26 protein-coding genes are annotated in these 26,581 nt (G+C 72.1%); 12 read left to right on the top strand and 14 right to left on the bottom strand.

Features of this window, described 5'->3' with window-relative positions; all coding sequences use genetic code 11:
- The first annotated feature begins 177 nt into the window (after positions 1-177).
- From GVN67_RS07200 to GVN67_RS07190, 3 genes are all read left to right on the top strand, one after another.
- The gene (locus tag GVN67_RS07200; protein WP_159994264.1) at positions 178-861 is read left to right on the top strand and encodes a response regulator transcription factor; all 684 of its coding nucleotides are present in this window, start codon (positions 178-180) and stop codon (positions 859-861) included.
- A gap of 2 nt (positions 862-863) precedes the next feature.
- Complete coding sequence (locus GVN67_RS07195) at positions 864-2,411, top strand: HAMP domain-containing sensor histidine kinase (RefSeq protein ID WP_159994262.1); 1,548 nt, start codon at positions 864-866, stop codon at positions 2,409-2,411.
- A gap of 102 nt (positions 2,412-2,513) precedes the next feature.
- Positions 2,514-3,233 (top strand): haloacid dehalogenase type II, encoded by a 720-nt coding sequence (locus tag GVN67_RS07190; RefSeq protein WP_159994260.1) that lies wholly within the window; start codon positions 2,514-2,516, stop codon positions 3,231-3,233.
- 61 nt (positions 3,234-3,294) lie between these two features.
- On the opposite strand, the gene GVN67_RS07185 is transcribed toward GVN67_RS07190, so the two are convergent.
- The gene (locus tag GVN67_RS07185; protein ID WP_159994258.1) at positions 3,295-3,966 is read right to left on the bottom strand and encodes a FadR/GntR family transcriptional regulator; all 672 of its coding nucleotides are present in this window, start codon (positions 3,964-3,966) and stop codon (positions 3,295-3,297) included.
- Positions 3,967-4,075: 109 nt separating this feature from the next.
- On the opposite strand from GVN67_RS07185, the gene GVN67_RS07180 reads away from it, so the two are divergent.
- Entirely contained in the window at positions 4,076-4,762 is a 687-nt protein-coding gene (locus GVN67_RS07180; RefSeq protein WP_159994256.1) for a fumarylacetoacetate hydrolase family protein, read from the top strand.
- Between the two features lie 49 nt (positions 4,763-4,811).
- On the opposite strand, the gene GVN67_RS07175 is transcribed toward GVN67_RS07180, so the two are convergent.
- From GVN67_RS07175 to GVN67_RS07160, 4 genes are all read right to left on the bottom strand, one after another.
- Entirely contained in the window at positions 4,812-5,624 is an 813-nt protein-coding gene (locus GVN67_RS07175; RefSeq protein ID WP_159994254.1) for a transglutaminase family protein, read from the bottom strand.
- A gap of 99 nt (positions 5,625-5,723) precedes the next feature.
- Positions 5,724-6,629, bottom strand: a complete 906-nt coding sequence (locus GVN67_RS07170; protein ID WP_159994252.1) for a transglutaminase family protein — start codon at positions 6,627-6,629, stop codon at positions 5,724-5,726.
- A gap of 56 nt (positions 6,630-6,685) precedes the next feature.
- On the bottom strand, positions 6,686-8,050 hold the full coding sequence (locus GVN67_RS07165) for a cell wall metabolism sensor histidine kinase WalK (protein ID WP_159994250.1): 1,365 nt from the start codon (positions 8,048-8,050) through the stop codon (positions 6,686-6,688).
- The gene (locus GVN67_RS07160) at positions 8,047-8,730 is read right to left on the bottom strand and encodes a response regulator transcription factor (protein WP_159994248.1); all 684 of its coding nucleotides are present in this window, start codon (positions 8,728-8,730) and stop codon (positions 8,047-8,049) included. Before GVN67_RS07160 ends, GVN67_RS07165 begins: the two co-directional genes overlap by 4 nt.
- Before the next feature lie 262 nt (positions 8,731-8,992).
- Here GVN67_RS07160 and GVN67_RS07155 point away from each other — a divergent pair, with 262 nt between their 5' ends.
- Positions 8,993-9,772: a MipA/OmpV family protein gene (locus tag GVN67_RS07155; protein WP_159994246.1), complete on the top strand. Its 780-nt coding sequence runs from the start codon at positions 8,993-8,995 to the stop codon at positions 9,770-9,772.
- A 40-nt stretch (positions 9,773-9,812) separates the two neighbouring features.
- Here GVN67_RS07155 and GVN67_RS07150 read toward each other — a convergent pair whose 3' ends face one another.
- From GVN67_RS07150 to GVN67_RS07130, 5 genes are read right to left on the bottom strand one after another with little or no spacing between them, the layout of a single operon-like run.
- Positions 9,813-10,478: an RraA family protein gene (locus tag GVN67_RS07150; protein WP_159994244.1), complete on the bottom strand. Its 666-nt coding sequence runs from the start codon at positions 10,476-10,478 to the stop codon at positions 9,813-9,815.
- Positions 10,478-11,266 carry an ABC transporter permease gene (locus GVN67_RS07145; protein WP_159994242.1) on the bottom strand — a complete coding sequence of 263 codons (789 nt, stop codon included), beginning with the start codon at positions 11,264-11,266 and terminating at the stop codon, positions 10,478-10,480. Before GVN67_RS07145 ends, GVN67_RS07150 begins: the two co-directional genes overlap by 1 nt.
- Positions 11,263-12,114: an ABC transporter permease gene (locus GVN67_RS07140; RefSeq protein WP_159994240.1), complete on the bottom strand. Its 852-nt coding sequence runs from the start codon at positions 12,112-12,114 to the stop codon at positions 11,263-11,265. The genes GVN67_RS07145 and GVN67_RS07140 overlap by 4 nt, the downstream gene beginning before the upstream one ends.
- Positions 12,111-13,211: an ABC transporter ATP-binding protein gene (locus tag GVN67_RS07135; RefSeq protein ID WP_235035057.1), complete on the bottom strand. Its 1,101-nt coding sequence runs from the start codon at positions 13,209-13,211 to the stop codon at positions 12,111-12,113. The genes GVN67_RS07140 and GVN67_RS07135 overlap by 4 nt, the downstream gene beginning before the upstream one ends.
- Positions 13,212-13,222: 11 nt before the next feature.
- Complete coding sequence (locus GVN67_RS07130) at positions 13,223-14,272, bottom strand: extracellular solute-binding protein (RefSeq protein WP_235035055.1); 1,050 nt, start codon at positions 14,270-14,272, stop codon at positions 13,223-13,225.
- A 177-nt stretch (positions 14,273-14,449) separates the two neighbouring features.
- Between GVN67_RS07130 and GVN67_RS07125 the strand changes: the two genes are divergently transcribed.
- The 7 genes from GVN67_RS07125 to GVN67_RS07095 all read left to right on the top strand — a co-directional run bounded on the left by GVN67_RS07125 (position 14,450) and on the right by GVN67_RS07095 (position 22,564).
- The gene (locus GVN67_RS07125) at positions 14,450-15,415 is read left to right on the top strand and encodes a 2-hydroxyacid dehydrogenase (protein WP_159994236.1); all 966 of its coding nucleotides are present in this window, start codon (positions 14,450-14,452) and stop codon (positions 15,413-15,415) included.
- A 227-nt stretch (positions 15,416-15,642) separates the two neighbouring features.
- Positions 15,643-17,484, top strand: coding sequence for a bifunctional diguanylate cyclase/phosphodiesterase (locus tag GVN67_RS07120; RefSeq protein WP_159994234.1), 1,842 nt, complete (start codon positions 15,643-15,645; stop codon positions 17,482-17,484).
- Positions 17,485-17,729: 245 nt separating this feature from the next.
- Positions 17,730-19,322 (top strand): methyl-accepting chemotaxis protein, encoded by a 1,593-nt coding sequence (locus GVN67_RS07115; protein WP_159994232.1) that lies wholly within the window; start codon positions 17,730-17,732, stop codon positions 19,320-19,322.
- 147 nt (positions 19,323-19,469) lie between these two features.
- On the top strand, positions 19,470-19,937 hold the full coding sequence (locus GVN67_RS07110; RefSeq protein ID WP_159994230.1) for a hypothetical protein: 468 nt from the start codon (positions 19,470-19,472) through the stop codon (positions 19,935-19,937).
- Complete coding sequence (locus GVN67_RS07105) at positions 19,937-20,587, top strand: OmpA family protein (RefSeq protein WP_159994228.1); 651 nt, start codon at positions 19,937-19,939, stop codon at positions 20,585-20,587. The genes GVN67_RS07110 and GVN67_RS07105 overlap by 1 nt, the downstream gene beginning before the upstream one ends.
- 18 nt (positions 20,588-20,605) lie before the next feature.
- Complete coding sequence (locus tag GVN67_RS07100; protein WP_159994226.1) at positions 20,606-20,845, top strand: zinc-ribbon domain-containing protein; 240 nt, start codon at positions 20,606-20,608, stop codon at positions 20,843-20,845.
- A 120-nt stretch (positions 20,846-20,965) separates the two neighbouring features.
- Positions 20,966-22,564 (top strand): amidohydrolase, encoded by a 1,599-nt coding sequence (locus GVN67_RS07095; protein ID WP_159994224.1) that lies wholly within the window; start codon positions 20,966-20,968, stop codon positions 22,562-22,564.
- On the opposite strand, the gene GVN67_RS07090 is transcribed toward GVN67_RS07095, so the two are convergent.
- The 4 genes from GVN67_RS07090 to GVN67_RS07075 are packed head-to-tail and all read right to left on the bottom strand — an operon-like array spanning position 22,561 to position 26,564.
- Positions 22,561-23,451, bottom strand: coding sequence for a hypothetical protein (locus GVN67_RS07090; protein WP_159994222.1), 891 nt, complete (start codon positions 23,449-23,451; stop codon positions 22,561-22,563). The genes GVN67_RS07095 and GVN67_RS07090 overlap by 4 nt on opposite strands.
- A complete protein-coding gene (locus tag GVN67_RS07085; protein WP_159994220.1) occupies positions 23,451-24,491 on the bottom strand; it encodes an HlyD family secretion protein in 1,041 nt (346 codons plus the stop codon). The genes GVN67_RS07090 and GVN67_RS07085 overlap by 1 nt, the downstream gene beginning before the upstream one ends.
- A 10-nt stretch (positions 24,492-24,501) precedes the next feature.
- Entirely contained in the window at positions 24,502-26,100 is a 1,599-nt protein-coding gene (locus tag GVN67_RS07080) for an MFS transporter (RefSeq protein WP_159994218.1), read from the bottom strand.
- Positions 26,097-26,564 (bottom strand): MarR family transcriptional regulator, encoded by a 468-nt coding sequence (locus GVN67_RS07075; RefSeq protein ID WP_159994216.1) that lies wholly within the window; start codon positions 26,562-26,564, stop codon positions 26,097-26,099. Before GVN67_RS07075 ends, GVN67_RS07080 begins: the two co-directional genes overlap by 4 nt.
- Between the last annotated feature and the right edge of the window lie 17 nt (positions 26,565-26,581).

Below are 26,581 nucleotides of genomic sequence, written 5' to 3'. Positions count from 1 at the left end.
GGCGTCGGGCGGCGAGGGCAGGGGTGGGATCATGGCGCGGGCTCCGGCGATGGTGAGGTCCGCAGCCTGGCGCGCCCGCATGCAGCGCCGAGGGAGGCGCCTTGCAGCCAGCCATGATATTTGGTGCAAATGCCGTGCAGGGCCCCGCCGGGGCGCTGCCTCACCGCTGGACTCTCCATGCCCAAGGTTCTGGTCGTCGATGACGACCCGCATATCCGCAGCGTCCTCTGCTTCGCCCTGGCCCGCGACGGCTTCCAGACGGTCGAGGCCGCCGACGGGCTGGAGGCCCTGGCCCGCTTCGCCGAGGCCGCGCCCGATATTCTGCTGCTCGATGTGCTGATGCCGGAGATGGATGGCACCGAGGTCTGCCGCCGCCTGCGCCGGACCAGCGCCGTGCCCGTCATCTTCCTGTCCTCGCGCGACGACGAGGTGGACCGCATCCTCGGGCTGGAGCTGGGGGGCGACGACTACGTGACAAAACCGTTCAGCCCGCGCGAGGTGGTGGCCCGCGTCCGCGCGGTGCTCCGCCGGCTGCAGCCGCCCGAGCCCGAGGCGCCGGCCGACCCCGTGGTGCAGCGCGGCTCGCTGCGCCTGATCCCCGATCGTCTGGAAGTCTTCTGGGCCGACGCCCCCGTGGTGCTGACCGTCACCGAATTCGCCATCCTGCGCGCCATGGCCGCCGCGCCCGGCAAGGTCTTCACGCGCGACGCGCTGATGACGGTCGCCTATCCCGACCGCCGCATCGTCAGCGACCGCACCATCGACAGCCATGTGCGGCATATCCGCGCCAAGTTCGCGGCCCTCGGCGCCGAGCCGATCGGCACGGTGCATGGGCTCGGCTACCGGTTCCAGGCGGGGTGACGATGCGCAAGCCGCGCATCCGCAGCCTGCTGCTGGCGGCCAATCTGCTGCTGCTGGCCCTGCCGCTGGGCGGGCTCTGGATGCTGCGGCTCTATGAGAGCGCGCTGGTGCGCCAGACCGAGAGCGAGCTGGTGGCGCAGGGCGCCGTCATCGCCGCCGCCTATCGCGCCGCCTGGCGCGGGCTGCCGGCGCCGCCGCTGCCGGCCGAGCGCGACTGGGCGCCGCGTGGCGCCTCGCTCGACCTGGCGCGCGACCCGGTGCTGCCCGCCCCGCCCGAGGCCCTGCCGCCGATGCAGCCGCCCGAGCCCCAGGCCCAGCGCGCCGGCGCCCTGCTGCAAAGCGTGCTGGCCGAGACGCAGCTGGTGACGCTGGCCGCCATGCGCGTCATGGACCGCCACGGCACAGTGGTGGCCACCAGCCGCGAGGAGCTCGGCCTGTCGCTGGCGGCGCAGCAGGAGGTGGCCCTCGCTTTGGCCGGGCATCCGGCGGCGGCGCTGCGCGCCCGGGTGCCGACGCGGTCGGTGCCGACCAGCCCGAGCTCGATCAGCCGCGGCGCGGCGCTGCGCGTCTTCGTCGTGCAGCCGGTGCTGGAGCAGGGCCAGGTGATCGGCGCCGTGCTCCTCTCCCGCACGCCGGCGACGCTGGACCAGATCCTGTGGGGCAAGCGGGTGGAGATCGGCGGGCTGGTGCTGGCGGTGCTGCTGGCCGCCGGCGCGCTGGCGCTCTTCATCGCCTATACCGTCGGCCGGCCGATCCAGGCGGTGGCCGCCCAGGCCCGGGCCGTCGCCGCCGGCGCCCGGGTGCCGATGGACCGCACCCGGCGCAGCGCGGTGCGCGAGGCCGACGAGCTCTGGGCCGCCATCACCGCCATGGCGACGACGCTGGAGCAGCGGGCGGACTATATCGGCGCCTTCGCCGCCGAGGTCAGCCACGAGTTCAAGACGCCGCTGACCGCGCTGCGTGGCGGGCTGGAGCTGCTGCAGGAGCATGGCGCGTCGATGACCGAGGCCGAGCGCGAGCGCTTCCTGGCCCAGGCCATGGGCGACGTGCTGCGGCTGGACCGGCTGGTGCGCCGCCTGCTGGAGCTGGCCCGCGCCGAGGCGCCGCAGCCGCGCGCCCCGGAACGCTGCGAGTTTGCTTCGACCATCGCCGCCATCGTGGCCCCCTATGCCGAGGCGGGGCTGAAGGTCACGCTGGAAGGGCCGGCGGCAGAGGTCGCCATCGGCCGCGACATGCTGCGCGAGGTGCTGGCCAATCTGCTGGACAATATCCGCCAGCATGCCGGCCCGGAGGCCGCCTGCCGCATCCAATGGGGGCTGGACGCCGGGCCGGGCCGCATCGGCATCCTGGTCGCCGATGACGGCCGCGGCGTCACCAACGGCAATGCCGGACGCATCTTCGACCGCTTCTTCACCACCGCACGCAAGGTGGGGGGCACCGGGCTCGGGCTGCCGATCGTGCGCAGCCGGCTGGAAGCCGTCGGCGGCCAGATCCGCCTGCTGCCGGACGGTCCCGGCGCGCGCTTCCTGATCACGCTGCCGCGGGCCTGAAGCCGGGGGCCTGAAGCCGGGGGAATGAATTCCCCTGGACCCCCTTCTTTTCTCTCTGATCTTTTGGTCTCCTTCAAAACAACCAACAGGAGGGACACCGACATGGCACTCGATGGGGTACAGGCGCTGGTCTTCGACGTCTTCGGAACCGTCGTCGACTGGCGCAGCGGCATCGCCCGCGACGCCACGCCCTTTCTCGCCAAGCACGCACCAGCCGCCAGCGCGACCGACTTCGCCGATGGCTGGCGCCGCCGCTACTCGCCAGCCATGGAGGAAGTGCGCAGCGGGCGACGACCCTTCACCCGGCTCGACGTGCTGCACCGGGAAAACCTCGAGGCGCTGCTGCCGGATTTCGGCATCGACCCCGGCAAGGTCACGCCGGACGAGCTGGAGGCGCTGAACCTCGCCTGGCACCGGCTGGACCCCTGGCCGGATTCGGTGGCCGGGCTGACGCGGCTGAAGGCGGGCTACATCATCGCGCCGCTGTCCAACGGCAATATCCGGCTGATGCTGGACATGGCCAAGCGCGCCGGCCTGCCCTGGGACGCCATCCTCGGCGCCGAGGTCTCGCAGGCCTACAAGCCGACGCCCCAGGCCTATCTGCGCACCGCCGAGGTGCTGGGCGTCCGCCCCGAGCAGATCTGCCTGGTTGCCGCGCATAACGGTGATCTGGCGGCGGCGCGCCGTTGCGGCTTGCGCACCGCCTTCGTCGCCCGCCCTGTGGAGCATGGTCCCGGCCAGAAGATCGATCTGGTGGCCGAGCAGGATTGGGATGTGGTGGCGGCGGATTTCGTCGACCTGGCGTCTCGCCTCGGTCTTTGAGCGTGTTTCTTTCTGACAAAAATAGAAGGGGGCCCGGGGGGATACTTCCCCCCGGCGCTTTCTATGGAATGAGCCTGTGCACCGCTGCGATATGGTCGTGCATGGCTTTTATCGCGATGTGTTCGTCGTTGCTGGCGATGGCTGCGACGATCGCGTCGTGCTCGGCGAAGGAGGGATGGTCGCCCGGCGGCCCGTCGGGACGGGTCCGCGCCCGATCCCAGGTCAGCACCCGGCGGATGGCGGCCAGCTCGTCGAACAGATGCAGCAGGGGTGCGTTGCCGGCGGCCGCGGCGATCTCGCGGTGCAGGCGGGCGTCCTGCCCTTCATAGGCGCGCCAGGAGAGCCCCGGCCGGCGGGAGGCGTCGATGGCCTCGCGCATGGCGGCGCGCTGCGCGGGCGTGGCGTGGCGGGCGGCGAGCCCGGCCAGCTGCGGCTCCAGCACCAGGCGGGCGCGCAGCATCTCGGGGGCGGTGGTGGCGCGGGCGAGCTCGGCGACGCCGGTGATGGCGGCCAGCGGTCGGGCGCCGAGGAAGGTGCCTTTGCCGACATGGCGCCAGAGCTGGCCTTCGGCTTCCAGCGCGGCGAGCGCCTTGCGCAGCTCGGCGCGGGAGACGCCCAGCGCCTCGGCCAGCTCGCGCTCCGGCGGCAGCCGGCCGGAGTCGGGCAGGGGGGTGGTCGCCAGATAGGCCTGCAGCAGGGTCAGCACCGGCGTGCCGCCGGGGTCGGTGTCCATGGCCGATGGCATAAGGCGGGGCAGGGCGTTTCGCCAAGGGCCGTGCTTGACGTTGTGGCGGGGCAGGCGTAACCAATCCGTGCAATTGGTTGAACGAGGACCCCACGCCATGACCTATGTCATCCAGCCCGCCCCCCAGACCACGGTGCCGGTGGCCGGGGAGGACGGCGTCTTCCCGGTCGGCCGCATCTGGTGCGTCGGCCGCAACTATGCCGACCATGCGCGCGAGATGGGGCATGACCCGGACCGCGAGCCGCCGTTCTTCTTCTCCAAGCCCGCCAATGCGGCGGTGCCGGGCGGGACGCTGCCCTTCCCCGGCCAGACCAAGGACCTGCACCACGAGGTCGAGCTGGTGGTGGCGATCGGCAAGGGCGGCAAGGATATCGACCAGGCGAGCGCGCTCGACCATGTCTATGGCTATGCCATCGGCCTGGACATGACGCGGCGCGACCTGCAGGCCGAGTTCAAGAAGGCCGGCCGCCCCTGGGAGCTGGCCAAGGGCTTCGACGAGTCCTGCCCGATTAGCCCGATCGTCACGGTGGCCAAGATCGGCCACCCGACCCAGGGCAAGATCGAGATCACGGTGAACGGCAAGGTGCAGCAGACCGGCGACATGAACCAGATGATCTGGTCGGTGCCGGAGGCGATCGCCTATCTGTCGCGCTATGTGGCGCTGCTGCCGGGCGACCTGATCATGACCGGCACGCCGGCCGGCGTCTCGGCGGTGAAGCCGGGCGACGTGATGCACGGCACCTGCGAGGGCGTGGGCGAGGTCACCGTCACCTACAGCGCCTGATCTTCCGGGCCGATCGCCGCCCCCGGTGGCTGCCGGGGGCGGCGGGCGGTCAGGCTTCGACGACCTCGCGGGTGACCACCTCGAAGCGCGCCAGCGTCGAGGCGCCGAAATTGGTGGTCAGCGCGACGTCGGTGGCGTCGCGGCCGATCGCCATCAGGATGCGGCCGATGCGCGGGCGGTTGTGCCGCGCGTCGAAGGTGTACCAGTGGCCGCCGAGATAGACCTCGAACCAGGCGCTGAAATCCATCGGGTCGGGCACCGGCGCGATGCCGATATCGCCGAGATAGCCGGTGCAGTAGCGCGCCGGGATGTTCATGCAGCGGCACAGCGTGATCGCCAGATGGGCGAAGTCGCGGCAGACCCCGGTCTGGTCGGTATGGGCGCCGTAGGCCGAGCGGGTGGCATCGGCATTCTGGTAGTTGAAGGCGATGCGGCCGTGGACGTAGTCGCAGATCGCCTGCACCCGGGCCCAGCCCGGCGGCGTCTGCGCGAACATCGACCAGGCGAGGTCGGCCAGCCGGTCAGTGTCGCAGTAGCGGCTGCCCAGCAGGAAGACCAGCACCTCGTCCGGCAGGTCGCGGATGTCGTGCTGCGCGGCCTCGGGCACCACCACGTCGGGCAGGCCGCCATCGTACAGGGTGAAGGCCGTGGAGATGGTGGTGCGGCCCGCCGGCGCCACGATGCGGGCGCAGGCATTGCCGAAGCCGTCCAGGTAGCCCCAGGCCTCGACTGGCCGGTCGAAATGCAGCACCTGGTCGGTCAGCAGGTCGGCGCGGCGTGACGGGTGGATGTTGAGCACCAGGAGCATGGGCGTCGGCTTGGGGCAGTCGTAGGCCAGGGTGAAGCCGGCGCTGATCTTCATGAGGTCTCCGCGGAACAGGGGTGGGCCACGCGACAAACGTGCGGCCGCGCCCAGGGTTCCAGGCGGGTCCGGATTTTACCAGGAAAATGCTGCGAAGTTTCAGTCTTCCGGACCGGTCTCCGAGATTTCCTCGATCGTTTCGGTGGTGACGTTGACCTGCACCCGCATGCCGCGCTCGTCCTCGGCGGCGCCATGGTAGCTGCCGCAGAGCGGCACCGCCTGCTCCGGGTCGCGCGCCACGGCGACGCGGATCAGGTCGCGGCTGCCGACGATGCCGTTGGTCGGGTCGAACTCGACCCAGCCGGCGCCGGGCACATAGACCTGGCACCAGGCATGGGTCGAGCCGCCGCCCAGCGTCGCATCGCCGTCGCGGTCGGCGACATAGACATAGCCGGTGACGAAGCGGGCGGCGAAGCCCAGGCTGCGCACCGCCTCCATCATGAACAGGGCGAAGTCGCGGCAGGTGCCGCGGCGCAGATGCAGGGTGACCGCCGGCGGCTGGGTGCCCGGCTCGTGCCGGCGGGAATAGGTGAAGCTCTCGCGGATGGCGTAGCACAGGGTCATCAGCAGGGTGCCGGTGGCGATCGGCCGGCCCTGCGCCACGAATTGCCGCGCCCAGCGGGCCACCGCGCCGTCCGGGTCGGGGTAGTGGCGGTCGATGGTGCGGCCGAGATCGGCGCGGTCCTCGGCGGCATAGTCGAAGGGATAGGTCAGCGCGGCCTCGTCGGTGCGGAAGTCGGGGCCGGCGAAGGGGGTGTGCTCCAGCCTGATCTCGGTCTCGATCACCAGGGTCTTGGCGCGCCCGGCGAAGCGCAGCAGGGTCACGCAATTGCCGAAGACATCGTGCAGCCAGCGCTGCTCGGCGGCCGGGCTGGTGGTCAGCCGGGCGGCGAGCAGGCGCTGGTCGTAGCTGTCGCGCGGGCGGAACATCAGCCGGTGCTCGCCGAAGGCGACCGGGCGGTGATAGCGGTATTCAGTGAGGTGCCGGACCGAGAAGACGCTCATGCCGCAGGATAGAACCATTTACGCCCCCGCGGCCAAGGGCGTGCGGCCAGCGGTGCTCAGAAGGTGATGCGGAAGCAGGCGCCAGGCAGCCCGCCCAGGCCACCATCCGGGCCACCATCCGGGATACCCGCCTCCACCAGGCGGATGCCCGCGCCATGCGCCTGCAGCACCTGGCGGACGATGGCCAGGCCCAGCCCGGCGCCCGGCCCGTTGCGCGCCCCGCGCTGGAACGGCTCGAAGATCTTGTCGCGCGCCTCGGGCGGGATGCCGGGGCCGCGGTCGGCGACCTCCAGGCTGCGGTCGGCGAGGATGCGCAGCGCCACCTGGTTGGCCGGGCCGCCATGGGTCAGGGCGTTGCCGATCAGGTTGGAGAAGACGCTGCGCAGCGCCTGTTCGTCGCCGGCGACCTCCAGCCGCGGCAGCGCGCTGGAAAAGGCCAGCTCATGCCCGCCATCGACGGCCAGCGGCGCCATCTCGGCCATCACCTCGCGCGCCAGGGCGACCAGCTCGACACGGCCCCGCGGCGGGCCGGCATGCTGCAGCCGCTCCAGGTCCAGCAGCTGCACGGCCAGCAGGGTCAGCCGCTGCAGGTCCTGCTGCAGCCGCTGGCGCAGCGCGTCGTCGGGCAGGGCGTCGAGCCGCAGCGTCAGGATGGCGATCGGCGTGCGCAGCTCATGCGCCGCATTGGCGATGAAGCGGCGCTGCTGCGCATGGGCATGCTCCAGCCGGGCCAGCGCCGCGTTGGTGGCGCTGACCAGGGGCAGGATCTCGGCGGGGACGCCTTCCTCCGGCAGGGCCATGCCGCGCTGCTCGGGCTGCAGCGCCTGGGCGGCGGCGGCGGCGGCGCGCACCGGGCGCAGCAGGAAGCGCACCAGCAGCAGGATCACCACGGCATTGCCGAGCGCCAGCAGCAGCAGCCCGACCAGCCCATGCCACAGCCGGTCGGCCAGCCAGACCGCCAGGCCCTCCAGCAGCCCGCTCTGCGCATTGCCCAGCATGGCGCCGACGCGGCCTGCCGGCGTCGCCAGCAGCATCGGCGCGCCCTGGCCCGACATGCGGCTGGGCACCACCACGCCGTCATCGTCGACCACGTCCTTGTTGCGGTCCTGCACCGCGCCGCCGCGCAGCAGCCGGTCGCCATCGGTGACGACGAACCAGAAGGCGGGGCGGGCCTGCATGTAGTCGCGCAGCTCCGGCGTCACCTGCAGCGCCAGGTTGCCGGCGGCGTTGCGGCCGATGGCGGGGGCCAGGATCTGGCCGGCCTGCTCGGCGGCCAGCCAGGGCAGCAGGTCGCCCGGCCGGCTGCTTTCGCGCAGCGGCTCGGTGAGGATCAGCACGATCACCAGCACGGCCTGCAGCGCCGCCAGGCCGATGATCAGCCGGCGGGCGAGGCGGGGGGTGCCCTTCGGCGCGCAGCTCACTCGGGGCGGGCCATGTAGCCCAGGCCGCGCAGCGCATGGATGGCGATGCCGGCCTCGGCCTCGGCCAGCCGGCGGCGCAGGCGGGAGACATGCGAATCCAGCGAGTTCGAGGTCGGCGTGTCGTCGAAGCCGAAGATGAAGGCCTCCATCGCCTCGCGCAGCACGACGCGGCCGGCGCGGCGCAGCAGCAGCTCCAGCAGGGCGAGCTCCCGCCGCGGCAGGGCCAGGATGCCACCCTCGACCCGCGCCTCGCGGTGGATCGGGTCGAAATGCAGCCGGCCGAGGGCGATCGGCTCGGCGGCGGGGTCGACCCGGCGGCGGGTGACGACGCGCAGCCGCGCCAGCAGCTCCTCCACCGCGAAAGGCTTGACCAGGTAGTCGTCGGCGCCGGCATCCAGCCCCTCGACCCGCTCGGCGGTCTGGCCGCGGGCGGTCAGCAGGATGACGGGGGGCGCGTCGGGCAGGTGGCGCAGCGCCGGCAGCAGCGACAGCCCGTCGCCATCCGGCAGCCGGCGGTCGAGCAGGATGGCGCGCAGCCCGGTGGCGGCGCCCGGTCCGCTCAGCGCCTCACGCGCCTCGGCCAGGCTGGCGACCCAGTCGACCAGGATGCCGCGCCGGTCCAGCGCCGCGCGCAGGGCGCCGGCCAGCTCGACCTCGTCTTCCACCAGCAGGATGCGCATCCAATCCCCTCCGCCCTCGGCCGCGCCCTGTTTGGCAGGGTTGCATTGCGCCAAGCTGACAGGCGGCTTTCTGGCAGCTCCGCGGTCAAAAATCACGTGAGGACCGGCCGCTGCCAGCCTGGCGCAACCTTGCCTGGCTAGAGCCAGGGCAGCGCGGCCCGTCCCGGCCGTAGCACTCCGTCCCCTTCCTCCCGCGGGGCGGTCCGGGCGGCGGGCCCCTCCCGGCCGCCCGGACCGCGCCCCTGCCAAGGACCGCTGCCCGATGCGTCTTTCTTTCGGCTTTCCGCTGCTGCTCGCCCTCGGCGCCACCCCGGCCTGGGCCCAGGCGCCGCTGGCCCAGGGCGGCTGGGACCTGCGGCTGGGCATCGGCGCCGGCATCGGCCCGGCCTATCCCGGCAGCAAGACGCTGGAGGTCAATCCGCTGCCGCTGGTCGAGGCCGCCTACCGCCCCGGCCTGCCGCTGCTCGACACTATCTTTCTCAATACCCGCGACGGCTTGGGCATCGTCGCCTTCCGCTCGGGGCCCTTCTCGGTCGGCGGCGCCATCGGCTATGCGCCGGGCCGCGACGAGGATGACGCGGCGCGGCTGCGCGGCATGGGCGATATCGACGGCGCGGCCAAGGCCAGCCTGTTCCTGCGCGGCGATTTCGGCGCTTTCGGCGCCTCGATCCAGGCCGAAAAGGCGCTGGGCGACCAGGAAGGCACCACGGTGACCCTGGGCGCCAACTACCGCTACCGCCTGACCGAATCGCTGTCGCTGCTGGGCGCGGCCAGCCTGGTCTGGGCCGATGGCGACGACATGGAGCAATGGTTCGGGGTGGACCGGGTCCAGGCCTCGCGCAGCCGGTTCCGCGAATACCGGCCGGAAAGCGGCTTCCGCAGCGCCCGGGTCAGCGCCACCGCCGCCTATGCGCTGACGCCGCGCTGGTGGATTTCTGCCACGGTGGGCGCGGTGCAACTGCTGGGCGACGCCGCCGACAGCCCGATCACCGAGCGCGAGACCCAGCCTTTTGGCCTGCTCGGCGCCGGCTATCGTTTCTGAGCAACCGCGGCGGGGGGAAAGAACCCCCCGCCGCAGGACGTCACACCAGGCCGGCCAGAACCTTAGCGGTGGCGCCCGAGATATCGCCCAGCTTCTCGCCCTTGGCGCAGCGGGCCTGCACGGCCAGGCCCCGCTCCTGCCGGGCGATGGCGGCGCGGGCCTCGGCCTCGGCCTCCTCGGGGGGCATGACCAGCACGCCGCTCTCGTCGCAGAGCACGGCATCGCCCGGATTGATCACCACGCCGCCGATGGCGACGGGGACGTTCATGCGGCCGCCCAGGTCGTAGACGCGGGTGGTGATCGGCGCCAGGCCGCGGCACCAGAGCGGGAAGTCGGAGCCCTCGACCTCCTCGATATCGGTGCAGGCGCCGTCGACCACGCCGGCCTTGGCGCCGGCGGCCTTGGCGGCGACGGTGACGCCGCCGCCCCAGCAGGCATGGCGGTCATCGCCCAGGCGGTCGACCACCAGCACGTCGCCCGGCCGCAGCAGGCCCAGCGCATGGTGCAGCAGGGTGGAATCGGCGCCCGGGATCTGCACGGTCACCGCGGTGCCGGCGACGCGGCGGCGCAGCAGCCCCTGGATGCCGCGATCGACGAAGCCCCAGTGCCGCCAATGGCCGACCGTCGCCGTCTCGGTCTGCTCGAGCAGGGCGACGACCTCGCTGCTGATCGCAGCCGGCATCGCCTCGATAATGTATTTCGGCATCAGTCACGTCCTATGGCACGGGTGAACCCGATCAGCCGCTCGACCAGAACGACCATCAGGAGGGCGAAGGCGATCAACGTCATGGCCAGCGCCGCGATCAGGGGATCGGCGGTGCGCTCGGCATAGCGGAACATTTCCACGGGCAGGGTCGACAGGCGCGGCCCGACCAGGAAGAGGCTGATCACGGTCTCGTCGAAGCTGACCAGGAAGGTCAGCACCGCGGCGGCGATGGCGCCGGGCGCGGCATTGGGCAAGGTGATGCGGACGGCGGCCCGGAAGGGCGTGGCGCCCAGCGTCCAGGCCGCCGCCTCCAGCTCCTTCGGCACCGCGGCGAAAGCGGTGGTCATGATGCGCACGGCGAAGGGGATGGCGACCAGGCAATGGCCCAGCACCAGCCCGGGCCAGGTCGCGGCCAGCCCCAGCGGCTGCAGCACCAGCAGCAGGCCGAGGCCCAGCACCAGGGTCGGCAGCAGCAGGGGCGCGGCCAGCATCGCCGCCAGCACGCCGCGGCCGCGGAATTCGAGGCGCGCGATGGCATAGGCCGCCGGCGCCCCCAGCAGCAGCGACACCGTCGCCACGATCGCCGCCAGGATGGCGCTGGTGCCCAGCGCCGTCATCAGCTGCGCGTTCGACAGCAGCGCCGCGTACCATCTGAACGACAGGCCGGGCGGCGGAAAGGTCAGGAACTCGCCGGCGGAGAAGCTGACGATCAGCACCAGCACGCCCGGCAGCAGCAGGATGGCGAAACCCACCGCGGCGCAGAGGCGCAGCATCCAGCTCGGCTTCATGGCGTCTTCTCCGCCCGGTTGCCAGGGAAGAAGGCGGCCACGACCCCGCGTAGGATCATCAGCGCCAGCAGGCCGCCCAGCAGAAGCATGGCCAGCGCCGCGGCGCCCGGCCAGTCGACCGTCTCGAGGGCGAGGTCATAGATCTCGGTGGCCAGCACAAAGACCCGGCCGCCGCCCATTAGGCGCGGGGTGATGAAGGCGGAAATGCCCAGCACCAGGGTCAGCAGCCAGGCCGCCAGCAAGGCGGGCGCCGCCAGCGGCAGGGTGACGCGCAGGAAGGTGCGGGCGCGGTTGGCGCCCAGCGTCGCCGCCGCCTCCTCCAGCTTCGGGTCCAGCCTTCCGAGGCCGGCCAGCAGCACCAGCACCGCATAGGGCATCAGGCTTTCGACCAGGCCGATGCGCACGCCGGTCCAGTTGTTGATCAGCGCCAGCGGCCCGGTGCTGATCCCCATCCCCGTCAGCAGCGCGTTGATCATGCCCTGGTCGCCGAGGATCGCCATCCACCCCACCAGCCGCGCCGTGCCGGAGACCAGCAGGGGGGCGACGGCCGCCAGCGCCAGCAGCCCGCGCCAGCGTGGCGAGGCGCCGCGCACCAGCAGCGCGATCGGCAAGGCGAGGGCCACCGCGATGGCCGCCGAGCTCGCCGCCAGGGTCAGGGTGTTGAGCACCAGCTCGCGGGTGAAGTCGTCGCCGACCAGCCGGGCATAGCTGTCGGTGGTGACCGCCGCCTCCATGGCGCCGGTCTCGGTGGTGCGGTTCAGGCTGATGCGGAACAGCCCGGCCATCGGCCAGACGAAGGCCAGGGCCAGGACCGCCAGCGCGGGGGCGGCGAGCAGCCAGCCGATCATGGCGCGGGGAAGACCGCGAGATCGGCCGCGCGGAAGGCCAGGCGCAGCGGGGCGCCGGTGGGCAGGTCGCGCCAGGGCCCGTCCTGCCCGGCCTGCAGCTCGGCGGTGACCGGGCCGGCGGCGGTCTCGGTCTCCAGCGCGATGGTCTCGCCGGTATAGATGCGCCGGGTCAGCCGCGCCTCCAGCAGGTTGTCATGGCCGGGCGGCGGCGCGGCGCCGGCCTCCAGCAGGCGGACGCGGTGCGGCCGCAGATAGGCCTCGGCCGGGCCGGGCGGCAGCGTCGCGGTGCTGCGCAGCGCCTGGCCGCCGCAGCGCAGCACGCCGCCGGGCTCCAGCTGGCCGGACAGGCGGGCGGCGCGGCCGACGAAGGTGGCGACGAAGCGGGTCGCCGGCCGCTCGAAGATCTCCTCCGGCGCCGCCAGCTGCTCGATGCGGCCGCCATTCATCACGGCGACCAGGTCGGCCATGGCCAGCGCCTCGGTCTGGTCGTGGGTGACGAAGACCGTGGTGGTGCCGAGCCGCTGCTGCAGCGCGCGGATCTCGTCGCGCACGCCCTCGCGCAGCTTGGCGTCCAGCGCCGAGAGCGGCTCGTCCAGCAGCAGCAGCTGCGGCTCGATGGCCAGGGCGCGCGCCAGCGCCACGCGCTGCTGCTGCCCGCCGGAGAGCTGGCGCGGCTTTCGTTCGGCGAGGGCGCCCAGCCCCACCATCTCCAGCGCCGCCTGGGCACGGCGGGCGCGGTCGGCGCGGGCCACGCCCTGCATCTCCAGCCCGAAGGCCGCATTGCCGGCCGCCGTCATATGCGGGAACAGCGCATAGGACTGGAACACCACGCCCATCTGCCGCTTGTGCGGCGGCAGCCGCGAGACATCGCGGCCGCCGACCAGGATCTTTCCGTCATCCGGAATTTCCAGGCCGGCGATCATGCGCAGCGTCGTGGTCTTGCCGCAGCCCGAGGGACCGAGCAGCGCCAGCAGCGCGCCGCGCGGCAGGTCGAGCGAGATCGAGGCCACCGCCGGGGCGGGCGCCCCGGCGTAATGGCGCTTCAGCCGGTCCAGCCGCAGATGCGGATGCGCGGGCATCGAGGTCGCAGCCTTCATCCCAGGGGAGCTCATCGCGGCGCGGCCGCGATCACCTCGCGCCGCCAGCGCTGGTTCCAGCCGTCGCGCAGCTTCAGCATCTCCTCCCAGTCGAGGGCGATGACGCGGTTGCGGAATTCCGGGGCCAGGGCGGTGCGCTGCATCGCCTCGGGCGAGACCTGGGCGGTGGTGTTGGTCGGGCCGTAGAACATCCGCTCGGTGAAGGCCTTCTGGGGCTCCGCCGACAGCGCATGATTGACGAAGGCCGCCGCGCGCGCGCGGTTCTTGGCGTTGGCCACGACATTGATGGTGTTGATCTGGAAGATCGTGCCTTCCTCCGGCAGCACCACGCCGATGCGGCCCTGCGACTGGTCGCGATACAGCTGGGCGCGGGCGTTCCAGCCGGTGGCGAAGCGCAGCTGCCCGTTCAGGATCATGGTGTAGCCGTCGGGCTTCGGGTCGAAGGTCTGGGTATTCGCCGCGATCGCCTTCAGCGAGGCCATGGCCGCGCCGATATTGCGCCAGTCCTGCGCCTGGGCCTGCGCCAGGATGGCGGTGATCGCCAGGCCCTGGATGTTCGGCGGCGCGGCGAAGCCGACCGCGCCGCGCTGCGACGCATCGGCCATGGCCATGAAGCGCGTCGGCGCCGGCTTCACCGCCTGGGTGTCATAGACCATGACCAGGTGGTCGAACATCACGCCGGGGCCGCACTCGCCGCCGGCCGCCCGCGCCTGCGGGTCGATCTGCGACAGGATCGGCCAGGCGGCGGCCGGCATCTTCTCCACCAGCCCCTCGGCGCAGGCCAGGGCGGCGGTGGTGACGTCCATGATGACGACGTCGATCTGCGGATCCGCCTTCTGCGCGCGCAGCATGCCCAGCATCTGGGCGGAGGTGCCGCCCTCGACGTATTGCACCGGCGCGCCGCTGGCCTGGAAGGGCTTGACGACGACGTCGTTGTAGTTCTCGCGGAAGATGCCCGCATAGGCCATCAGGGTCATGGCGCCGCTCTGCTGGGCGGCGGCGGGCAGCGCGGCGGCGGCGATCCCGGCCATGCCGAGCAGCGCGCTGGTCCAGATACGCATGGTGAAGCCCCTTTTGTCGTCTTTTCGGGCGGCATCATGCCATGAAGGACCGCCGCTTCAACCGCGCTTTTGCACCGTCGGCGGCGACTTGCGGAATCCGTGATTTCCCAGCACCCTGCAGCGATCGGCGGCGCCGCCGCCTGTGCCATAAAATGCAACCGGGACCAGACCGCAGGAATGACCAGCAAGATCGTCGTGCTCGATCCGATCACCGCGGAGACCGCGACCCGCATGCGCGGGCTGCTGCCGGAGGGCATGCAGCTCGAGCATGCGAAGAACCGGGAGGCGGCGCATCTGCAGGAGATCGTGGCCGACGCGGATTTCATCGTCTCCGGCCAGATCGCCGTCGACGCCGCGCTGCTGGCGGCGGCGCCGCGGGCGCGGCTGCTGCATAAATGGGGCGTCGGCGTCGATAATTTCGACCTGGACGCCGCCCGCGCCCAGGGGGTGATCGTGGCGCGCACCACCGGCAGCAACGCCGTCCCCGTCGCTGAATTCACCCTCGGCCTGATGATCGGCCTGCTGCGCAACCTGGCCTGGGGCCACCACACGCTGCAGAACCACCAGTGGCGCACGACGCAATTGCCGAAGCCCAGCTACATGCTCAGCGGCAAGACCATCGGCATCGTGGGCTTCGGCGCCATCGGTCAGAATGTCGCGCGGCTGCTGCGGCCCTTCGGCGGCCGCATCCTCTACACCAAGAACCGCCGCCTGGCGGAGGCGGAGGAGCAGGCGCTGGGCGTCGAGTTCGCCGACCTGGCCACCATCCTGGCCGAGGCCGACGTGGTCTCGCTGCATTGCCCGATGACGCCGCAGACGGCGGGCATGATCGACCGCCGCGCGCTGCAGTCGATGAAGCGCTCGGCCGTGCTGATCAATGTCGCGCGCGGCGGCGTCGTCATCGAGAGCGACCTGGTCGAGGCGCTGCGGGCGAAGGAGATCCTGGGCGCTGCGACCGATGTCTACGAGACCGAGCCGGTGCCCTTCGACCATCCGCTGCTGACCATGGAGAATGTGGTGGCGACGCCGCATATCGCCGCCATGGCCGCCGACAACTTCGAAAGCACCATCCTGCAGATGTGGGGCAATATCGACCGCGTCGCCCGCGGCGAGCCGGTGGCCGAGGCCGATTTCGTCTGCTGACCGGCGCGCGCCGGTCCGGGCCGCACCGCCGGCCCGGACCGGACTTCCTGACAAAACCTGACAAGTCTCCGATATCGAGGCCCGCCGCGCCGGGCCGCGATTAAGGAGGCGTTAGCGAACGGCGCCCTAGGCTGGCGCGGCCGCCGCCTGGGCTTGGGCGGCGCAGGACGCGCCACGAAACCTTCTGGCAGCAGGGCCCGCAAGGGCGGCAGAGGAGCTCAGCCGGGATGAACGCCTCGCTGCCTCGCAGGCTGCTGACCAGCCTGGCGCGCTTGCTGTGGAAGATCGCCGGCGCGCGCCCCTCGGCCGCCGAGATCGACGCCCTGCACCGCAGCGAGGCGCTCCACCGCCTGATCGCCGAGCATGCGACCGACATGATCGTCCGGCTGGAGCTGGACGGGACGCGCACCTATGTCTCGCCCGCCGCGCGCGGCCTGCTCGGCTACGAGCCGGAGCAGCTCGTCGGCATCTCCACCTTCCTCTTCGTCCATCCCGCCGACCTCGGCATCGTCCGCGAAAGGCTGCGCCGGGTCACCGCCGGGGAGGGCGACCAGCGCGGCCGCAACCGCGTCATCCGCGCCGATGGCCGCACCGTCTGGGTCGAGGCCAGCCTGCGCCTGGTGCGCGACCCGGCCACCGGCGCCCCGCGCGAGCTGGTCTCGGTGGTGCGCGACGTCTCCGCGCAGAAGGCCAACGAGGAGCGGATCGAGCAGCTGGCGGCCGCCGATTCGCTGACCGGCCTGCCCAACCGCCGCGCGCTGGAGGCGCGGCTGACCCGGCTGCTGGCCGAGGGCGGCCGCTGCGCCCTGTTCTTCATCGACCTCGACCAATTCAAGCCGATCAACGACCTGCATGGCCATGCGGTGGGCGACGCCGTGCTGGTGGCGCTGGCCCTGCGGCTGCAGCGCGCGGTGCCGCCGGATGCCATGGTGGCGCGCCTCGGCGGCGATGAATTCGCCCTCATCCTGCCCGACACGCCCGGGCTGGCGGACCAGGCGGAGGCCATCCTGCGCCTGCTGTCGCTGCCCATCGCGCTGGGCGATATCTCGGCCGAGCTCGGCGGCAGCATCGGCATCGCCCTCGCCCCCGGCGACGGGGCGGAGGCCGAGGCGCTGATCCGCGCCGCCGACCTCGCCATGTACCATGCCAAGCGCGACCCCGGCGGGGACCACCGGGGCGACCACCGGGGCGAGCATCCGCGCGACCACCATGGCGGCTTCCGCTTCTTCACCGGCGAGATGGAGCGAGCGCTGCGCCAGCGCGCCCGCGACCAGGCCCGGCTGCGCGGCGCCATCGCCGGCGGCGAGATGCTGGCGCATTACCAGCCGGTGGTGGCGCTGGGCTCGCGCCGGCTGGTGGCGCTGCAGGTGCAGCCGCGCTGGCAGCACCCGGAGCGCGGGCTGCTGCCGCCGGATGAATTCCTGCAGCAGGTGGGCGAGGGCGGGCTGGCGGGCGAGCTCTTCATGCAGATGCTGCGCCAGGCCTGCCAGGATGCCGCCGGCTGGCCGCTGCCGCTGCAGGTCGCGCTGCCGCTGCCGGCGCAGCAATTGCTCGATGCCCGGCTGCCGCGCCAGCTGCTGGCCATCCTGGCCGAGACCGGGCTGGCGCCGGCGCGGCTGGAGCTGGAGATCGGCCAGGCCGCCCGACTGCGCGACCACCGCATCGCCCGCCAGGTGGTCGCGGCCCTGCGGGCCGCGGGGATCGGCCTGTCGCTGGCCGATTTCGGCTCGGGCGGCGCGCATCTGGCGACGCTGAAGCAGATGCGCGTGCACCGGCTGAAGATCGATGCCAGCTTCGCCGGCGACCCGGATGGCGCCGATTATGCCGCCGCCATCATCGCCCTGGCGCGCGGCCTCGGCCTCGGCACCACCGCCGAGGGGCTGGAGGACGAGGCCGGGCTGCAGCGCCTGCTCAGCCTGGGCTGCGAGCGCGGCCAGGGCCCGCTTTTCGGCCGGCCGGGCCCGGCGGCGCAGCTCGGCGACGGGCTGCTGGCCGGCGCGGATGCGGGCGCCTGGCCCGCCGGGGTGGTGCCCTTCGCCGGCCAGGGCTCGGCCGGGTTCGGCCGCTAGGACAGGTCGTCTTCGAAAAGACGAAGACAACGTGTCCTGGCTCTTGGTCCGATCGCGTGATTCAGGCTTTCCGGTGATCCCACCTCAGGCCATCAGGCGCTGGGCCTTTTGGGGCTTCGGCCGTGGCAAGGTCGGGCAAGGGGTTCGCTGGCCGGCCACGCTCCTGTATGCTGCGCGCCATCAGGGGGGGGCGCGGGCATGGGCCGGCAGCGGGGCATCGCGGAACAGCAGGGCGGCGCGGCGGCATGAGCGGGCCAGCGTCCCGGCCCCGTCTGGCGCGGCTGCGCGGCTGGACCGGCCGCATCCGCACCCGCGCCATGGCCATCGTCGCGCTGATGCTCGCCGTCCTCGCCGTGCTGGCCGGCGGCGCGCTGCTGATCGACCGCGAGCAGGACGCCATCATCCTCGACCTGGCGGTGGCCGATCGGGCGGCCACCGACGCGGTGGATGAATTCGCCACCGTCGTCGCCCGCATGGGCGGCGCCTTCGCCAGCGCGGTGGCCGATGTCGACCCGGCGCCGACCGTCGCCCGCCGCATCCTGCGCAACAGCGAGATCGCCGTGCAGGCCTATGGCAAGCTCACCGCCGTCTATGGCGGGCGGATCGACCCGCTGCTGCTGGGCGGCGCCCGCGACGTCATGCAAGCCATGCCGGATTTCGCCCGCCAGGTGCATGACGCGCTGCGCGCCAACGAGCGCGACCGCTTCACCGCGCTGCATGCCGCCTGGATCGACCATTCGGTGCCGCTCGACCGGCTGGCGGCCGAGGCGCGGCGCATCGGCCATCTGGATGCCGACCGCAACCTGGCCCGCGCCATCGCCGTCTCCGGCTGGTCGCAGCAGATGACGCTGGCGGGCTTCGGCTTCGGCCTGGTCGGGCTCGGCCTGACCTGGCTGGTGCTGGTGCGGCTGACCGCGCGTCCGCTCGGCCGCATCGCCGGCGCCATGGAGCGGCTGGCCCGCGGCGAGGTGGAAACCCCGGTGCCCGAGGCCGCCCGCGCCGACCAGGTCGGTGAGATGGCGCGCGCCGTGCTGGTCTTCCGCGAGAACCTGCAGGGCACCATGCGGCTGGTCGAGCAGGCGCTGGAGGGGGCGCGGCGCACCGCCATCTCCACCGAGCAGGCCTCGGGCGCCATCGGCCAGGTTTCCGAAGGCAGCATGACCCAGCTGGGCGAGCTGCAGCAGGTGGCCGAAGCCCTGTCGCAGAGCACCGGCGCCATCGGCGAGGTCAATGGCGCCATCCAGGACAGCCATGACCGCATGGAGCGCGCCAAGGCGCTGCTGGCCGAGAGCCTGGCGAAGGTGCAGAACCTGATCATGCTGGTCGATGCCGTCAGCGACGACACCGAGCGGGTGACGCGCATCGCGGCGACGATCGGGAAGTTGGCAACTCAAACAAATATCCTGGCGATCAACGCGGCGATCGAGGCGGCCCGTGCCGGCGAGCATGGCCGGGGCCTGGCCGTCGTCGCCGAGGAGGTGCGCCAGCTGGCCGTCAGCAGCGAGGCGCTGGCGCAGGAGATTTCCGAGGTGGTGGTGCTGGCCGGCCGCCGTTCGCGCCAGGGCAGCGGCACGGCGGCCGCGGTGGGTGTGGCGATGGACGAGCTCGAGGTGCTGGTCAATGACAGCGCCCGCCTCTCCGGCGCGACGGCCATCGCCATGGAGCAGCAGCAGGCCATGGTCGCCGAGATCAACGAGCGCGTCGCCGTGCTGACCCGCATCGGCCAGTCCAACGCCACCGCGGCGGAGGAGATCACGGTCACCATGATCGACCTCTCGCGCCTGGCCGCCGACACCCGGGGCGCCGTCGAGGAGGTCGCCGGCCGCCGCGCGCGCTGAGCCCCGCGTCACATTCCCGCGCGGCCCGCGCCTGGCCATGACATCCGCGCGAGATGCCGGCCACGGCCCCTGGCCAGCCCGGCGCGGCGCTGCTTTCTCTCGGCCATGACGCCAGCGCCCGAAGGCGCGGCCTTGGGAGAGATTGCCGTGACACGACCGATCGTCCTCGGGACGGCGCTGGCCTTCTGCGGCCTGCTCAGCCTGTCCGCCGCGGCCCAGGCGCCGGCCGCTTCCGCTGCAGTGCCGGTGCGCGCCCAGGCCAGCGTGCCGCTGGGCGTCACCATCGTCGCCCGCTCGATCGAGCGCGGCGAGGATGCGGTGGTGGTCACCATCATCGCCTCCTTCGACAGCCGGCAGACCAATTCGGTGATGCTGGCCAACGAGCCCACCTATCTCCGCTTCGGCGAGGACCAGCGGCTGTCGCTGCGCCAGCCGGCCGAGAATCGCGACCTGCGCATCCGCAACGGCCAGAGCATGGAAGGCGCGCTGGTCTTCCCGGGCTTCCTGCCGCCGGAGACGCGCGAGGTGACGCTGGTCTTCAACGATGGCCAGGATGCCAGCGACATCTCGGCGCCTGGCCTGTCGCTGCGGATCCCGCTGCCCGCCGCGCCGTGATGCTTGTCCGGGTTGCCGCCCTGCTGTTGCTGCCTGCTGTCGCGGTCGCGCAGCCTTTGTCGGAGCGGCCCAGCACCTTCCGCGAGGCGGCGCTGCCGGCGCCGGTCTGGCGGCCTTACGCCATGCCCGACAGCCGCTTCGCCCCGCGCGCCGCCGAAAGCCGCCTGACGCCCGCGCCGGCGGAATCCAGCTTCCGCCTTCGCGAGGTGGAAAGCAGATTGCGCCCGCGCACCGAGGCGCTGCTGACCGCGCTGGGCGCCGAGAAAGCCGGCGACACCATCCGCATCGCGCTGCCCGGCGACGTGCTCTTCGATTTCGACCGCGCCGAGATCCGCGCCGATGCCCGCCCGGTGCTGGCGCAGCTGACCGAAATCCTGCGCGCCTATGCGCGGTCGCCGGTGGAGATCCAGGGCCACACCGACTCCCATGGCAGCGACGGCTACAACCAGGCGCTGTCGGAGCGGCGCGCCGCCGCGGTGCGGCTCTGGCTGCAGCGCCAGGGGGTGGCGGCCGCGCGGCTGCGCACCATCGGCTATGGCGAGGCCCGCCCCGTGGTGCCCAATGCCCGCCCCGATGGCGGCGACGACCCGGCCGGGCGGCAGCGCAACCGCCGGGTGGAGTTCATCATTCACCCGGCACCGCCGGGATAAACACGAGAGGACGCGCCGATGGCCCTGATGACCTGCCCCGAATGCAGCCACCGCGTCTCCGACAAGGCGCTGGCCTGCCCCTCCTGCGGCTATCCCATCGCCGGCGACGGCGCGCCCCGCGGCGGCGTCGCCAATGTCGTGGGCCGCGTCGCCGGCACCTGGCTGTCGGTCTCGGCGCTGGAGAACATCGTCATCGCCATCGTCTTCTTCGGAGGTGCCACGGCGGTGCTGATCACCCTGATCCTGGTCAACCGCTAGATATCGCCACGCGATATCGGAACGTTTTTCCGTCGCGCGGCGCTGGGCTTTTCGCCAGCCGCCATCTTGCCGGGGTCTCTCCACCGCGCCACCATCGCGGGGCAGCAGGGGGGACTTCGCATGACCGACACCGCCGCCATCCGCGCCACCGCGCAGGCCTGGCTGGACGCCAATCAGGCGCGGCTCTCGGCCTTCAACGAGCGCATCTGGGCTTTCGCCGAGCCGGCCTGGCGCGAATACAAGTCGGTCGCCGCCTATGGCGAGATCCTGCGCGAGGAAGGCTTCGACGTCGAGCTCGGCTCCGGCGCGATGCCCACCGCCTTCTGCGCCCGTTGGGGCGACAGCGGCCCGGTCCTGGCCGGTTTTTCCGAGTATGACGCGGTTCCCGGCAACTCGCAGCAGGTCACCCCTTACGAGGCGCCGCGCGAAGGCCTGCACCCCTATGCCGCCGGCCATACCGACCCGCATTCGATGCTGGGCACCGCGTCGCTCGCCGCCATGCTGGCGACCAAGGCGGCCTTCCAGCAGCATGGCGTGCAGGCGCGGCTGAAGCTCTTCGGCGAGCCGGCCGAGAAGGTCTGCGGCTCCAAGCCGATCCATGCCGCCAAGGGCTATTTCGACGACCTCGACGCCGTCGTCTGCTGGCATCCCTGGCCGGCCAACACGGTGACGGCGGAAACCCATTTCGGCGCCTATTGGAGCGCCGTCATCAGCTTCGAGGCCGAGGCGCCGGAGCGCTGGGTCGACAAGTCGCTGATGCCGATCGACATGAGCCACGCCGTCGCCCGCGCCCCCGGCGCGCTCGACGCGCTGTGCCTGATGTACACGACGACGAAATACACCAAGGAGGCGATGTTCCCGCACAGCGGCTCCTGGACGCTGAACGAGTTCGTCCTGGGCGACGGCGGCGCGACCTCCGACAACCTGGCGCCACGCTTCAGCCAGATCCAGTATTCCTGGCGCGCGTCTTCCATCGCCATCCAGGAGCAGATCTGGCGCGTCCTGGCGCAGAATGCCCGCCACGCCGCCGCCGTCACCGGCTGCCGCGCCTTCGTCCGCTGGGTGACCAAGACCCGCGTCGGCCTGCCCAACACCGCGCTGACCGAGCTGACCTGGGCGAACCTCCAGGCGGTCGGCGCCCCGGTCTATGGCGAGGACGCCAAGGCCTTCGGCCGCGAGATCCAGAAGAATCTGGGCCTGGCGCCGATGGACGATCCGTTCATCGCCAATGTCTCCCGCCTGATGCCGCCGGCGGAGTTCGAGGCCACGTTGCGCCATGCCCTACCGCCCTGGCAGCAGCATCTCAGCGCCGACGACTATGTCGACTACTCCTGGCACGCGCCCACCGTGCGCCTGCTCGCCGGCCGGCCGCGGATGCGCGCGCCCCAGGGCGGCTACGACTATCCGAACTGGGCCTACAACGCGCTGGGCGGGCTGCCGGCGGCGGTCGATCCAGGGATGTTCGTCGCGGCGAAGACCATGGCGCTGACCTATGTCGACCTGGCGACGCGGCCGGAGACGCTGGCGGCCGCGCAAGCCGAATTCCGCGAGCGCACCGGCGGCGGCATCGGCGGCACCCAATGGGTCGGGCCGCTGCTGCCGGCCGATTTCGATCCCCCGACCGACCTGCGCTGGCCAGAATATGTGCGGACGGAGCGGGGGGAGGAATGGTGCATCCCAACGGCGCGCAACGGGCATGGGGGAGGCGAGGCGCTTTAGCGATCCGCCTTCTGCATCATCGCCAAGCCGCGCAGAAAAGCCGCGTCATCGCCCGCCGCCGCCTCGAACAGCGCGGCGCGGGCCAGGAACCAGTGGCCATCCTCGCGCTGCGTGGCCAGCAGCCGGGCCATCCGCTCGGCCAGGCGGAAATGGCGGCGCGCCAGGGCATGGGCGAAGAGCGCGCGGGGATAGCGCACAAGCTTTCGGCGGGTGCGGTACAGCGCCCAGAAGCCGGCCTCGTCCAGGGTGCCTTCGGTGAAGCCGCGCATCACCGGCCCCAGGATTTCTATTTTCTGCAGGCTTTCGGCGAGCCCGTGACCGAGATGGCGGCAGGGCAGCAGCCGCAGCCCCGGCGCGGACAGCCGGTCGGCATGGCGGCGGTCGAGATCGAAATGCGGGTCGTGCAGCAGCCAGATGCGGGACGCCGTCGCCAGTTCCTCGGCCGCGTCGCGGAAGGGCGGCGCCCAGTCGCCCAGCGGATAGCGCGTCTCCCAGGGCACCAGCCCGCGATCCAGCGTCGATTGCGGGTCGATGGCGATGACCGTGGCACCCGGCGCCAGCGAGGCGAAGACCAGCGCGCCGAAGCCGCCCTTGGAGCTGCCGGCGAAGACCACGCGGTCGAAGGCCTGAAAAAAGCCGCCGTCGCGCAGGCGCAGCAGCGCCGCGTGCAGCGCCGCTTCACGGAACCAGACCGGCTTCAGCGAGGCGATGCCGAGGATCGACCAGCCATTCTGGATGGCGAAGCGCCAGCCCCAGGGTTCCGGCAGCCCGTCGCGGCCACGATGCGGCTTCAGGTGGTCGAAGGTCACCTGCAGCACGCGGCCGCCCGGCTGAAAGCGCAGCAGATGGTCGTCGGTCGCGACCTGCCAGGGCGCGTCGGGCGACATCAACGCGCGTCGGTGTCGATGCTGACGACGACGGACATGCCGGGCGCCAGCGATTCCGCCAGCGGCTGGCCGGGATCGATCGAAATCCGCACCGGCAGCCGCTGCGCCACCTTGGTGAAGTTGCCCGTCGCATTGTCGGCGCGGATCACGCTGAACTCCGAGCCCGTGGCGGGAGAAAACCGCTCGACATGGCCGGTGAGGCGTGCATGGCGCAGCGCGTCGACGGTGAAGCTCGCGGCCTGGCCCGGGCGCATGCCGTGCAGCTGGGTTTCCTTGAAGTTCGCCACCACCCAGGGATTGCCGGGGACCAGCGCGGCCAGCTGGCTGCCGGCGGTGACATATTGCCCGAGGCGGACGCCGATCTCGCCCAGCCGCCCGTCCTGCGGCGCCAGGATGCGGGTGTTCTGCAGGTCGATCTCGGCCAGGCGCAGCGCCGCCTCGGCATTGTCGATGCCGGCCTCGAGCGACTTGCGGTTGACGCGGACGCTCTGCAGGTCCTGGCGGGCGACCTCCAGCGTGGTCTCGGCCTGCTGCAGCGCGGCCCGCGCCTGGGCGAGCGCAGCGCGCGCCTGGTCGGCGGCGCTCTGCGTCGAGACGCCGCGGCCGAGCAGCGCCTCGACCCGCCGGTCGGTGGAGCTCGCCGTGTCGAGCGCGGTGCGGGCGGCGGCGAGGCCTGCCTCGGCGGCCTCGATCCGCGCCTCGGCGCTGGCCTGGGCCTGGGTGGCGTTGTCCAGCGTGGCGCGCTGCACGGCCAGCGCCGCCTGCGACTGGCGCAGGCGCTGCGCGTAGATGCGGTCGTCGATCCTGGCCAGCAGGTCGCCGGCATGGACGCTCTGGAAATCGGCCACCGGCACCTCGGTGACATAGCCTGCCAGCTGCGGGCTGATCACCGTCACCTGGCCGCGCACATAGGCGTTCTCGGTGGTCTGCACGGCGCTTTCGAAGGGTGGCAGGCGCCAGGCGTAGAGCACCGCCAGGGCGCCGGCGAGGCCGACCAGGAGGATGGCGAGGGTGCGGCTGAGATGCAGGGCTTTGGCCATGGTCGCTGTTCTATGCCGGGCGATCGGCGCGCGCCTGGAGGCGGGCGCGCCAATGGCCGAAGGCGGTGTGGAGGAAAAGCGCGAGCAGCGCCAGGCTGGCAATCACCGCGACCAGCAGGAAGGCGTCGTTATAGGCCAGCACATTGGCCTCGCGCGTCGCGGTCTGCGCCAGCAGGGCCAGGCCCTCGGCGTTCAGCAGCCGGCTGTCGGTCAGCACATGGCCATAGGCGCCGGCCAGCTGGCGGACCCGCTCGGCCACCTGCGGATTGGTCAGGACGATCTGCTCGACGATCTGGCTGGAATGGAATTTTTCGCGCAGCGTGACGAAGGTGCCGAACAAGGCGCTGCCCAACAACCCGCCGAGGCTCTGGGTGAACAGGAAAACAGTCAGGAAACTGGTGATGTAGGTGGGGCCCTGGCGCATGGTGCGGGTCAGCCCGTCCAGCGTCGCCGGCGGCAGGAACAGCGCGCCGCCGAAGGCGATCAGCGCCTGCGACAGCAGCATGTTCCCAGGCCGGGTCAGGCTGGTCGCCTGGCTGTCCATGAAGGCGCCCAGCGCGATGCAGCCCAGCGCCACCGCATGCAGCGAGGCGACCCGCGTGGGCTTCAGCAGCGCGCCGCAGAGCAGCCCGCCGATGACGCTGGCCGCCAGGATGACGGCATAGAGCGTGGCGCTCTGCTCGTTCAGCAGGCCCAGCGTCTGGAACAGACCATAGGCGCCCGAGGTCTGCTCCGACAGCACGATGCGGAACAGCAGCAGGGTCAGCGTCAGATGGATGATCTCGGGGCTGCCGAGCCAGCGGAAATTCATCAGCGGCGCCTCGCGCGTCAGCTCGATGGCGACGGCGAGCGCGATGCAGAGCAAGGCCAGCGCCAGGCACACGCCGATCCAGGGCGCCTCGAACCACCAGTAGAGCCGGCCCAGCGCCAGCACCACCGCCAGCAGCCCGAAGCCGGCCGCCACCAGCGGATAGCTGACGAAATCCAGCCAGTGCAGCACCTTGGCCCGCGGCACCGGGGTCAGCGGCAGCAGCCAGGCGGTGGCCAGGGCCATCAGCGCCAGCCCGACCTCCAGCACAGAGAGGCCGTGCCATTGCTCGATGTCGAGCAGCGGCGGCGAGATCAGCCGCGCCAGCGTCGGCATCGCCGAGGACAGGGTCAGCGCCAGGCTCAGCCCCCAGCTCATCTTCCTGGCCGGCCCGAAGGCGTCGAGCATGTAGAGGAAAGCCAGCGACGAGATCGGCGAGGCGGCGCAGCCGGCCAGGAACCGAACCGCCACCGCCGAGCCCAGGTCATAGACCAGCAGATGCAGCAGCGCGGCGGCGACGAAGACGCCCAGGCTGATCTCGGCGAAGCGGCGCAGCCCGATCTGGGTGCGGATCTTGGTCAGCAGGATGGTCAGGCTGACATTGGGCGCCATATAGGCGGCGATCAGCCAGTTGGTCTCGTTCAGCGTGGCGCCCAGCGCGCCCTGGATCTGCGTGGTGTTGGCCGCCACCAGGTTCATGCCCAGCCCCTGGGTGGTCCAGAGCAGCGCCGAGGCGGCGATGCACAGGATGGTCCGCTGCAGCGTCGGATCGGCCGGGGGCGGGGGCGCCGCGCCGCTCATCGGGGCGGCTGGGCGGCGCCCATCGCCTCGATGCCGCGCACCAGCATGGCCAGCACCCGGCTGGCGGTGGCCAGGTCGGCCTCCGGGATCGGCGCGAGCAGGGTGCCGCGCAGCTCGGCGATCAGCTGCTCCAGCTCGGCGACGGTGGGGGCCGCCGCCTCGGTGATGGCCACCAGCTTGGCGCGGCGGTCGCCCTCGACGGCATGGCGGGCGATCAGCCCCTGCTTCTCCAGCCCGTCCAGCAGCCGCACCACCGTCGGATGCTCGAGCTCCAGCACCGCGGCCAGCTCGCCCTGGCGGGTGGCGCCGTGCTGGCGCAGATGCAGCAGCAGCCGGGCCCGCGCCAGGGTCAGGCCGCGCTTGCGGACGATGGCGTCGAACAGGGTGCGCAGCTTGCGGCCGGAGACAGAGAGCTCGGTCAGGAAGGCGGCGCGCAGGGCGGATTCGGTGGGGTGGGTAGCCATCTCACATGTAGCTTGCT

This window comes from Roseomonas sp. 18066 (assembly GCF_902706185.1).
Classification (GTDB): domain Bacteria; phylum Pseudomonadota; class Alphaproteobacteria; order Acetobacterales; family Acetobacteraceae; genus Pseudoroseomonas.
The sequence above is the reverse complement of the archived record's forward strand: the minus strand, read 5'-3'. Positions and strand labels throughout refer to the sequence as shown.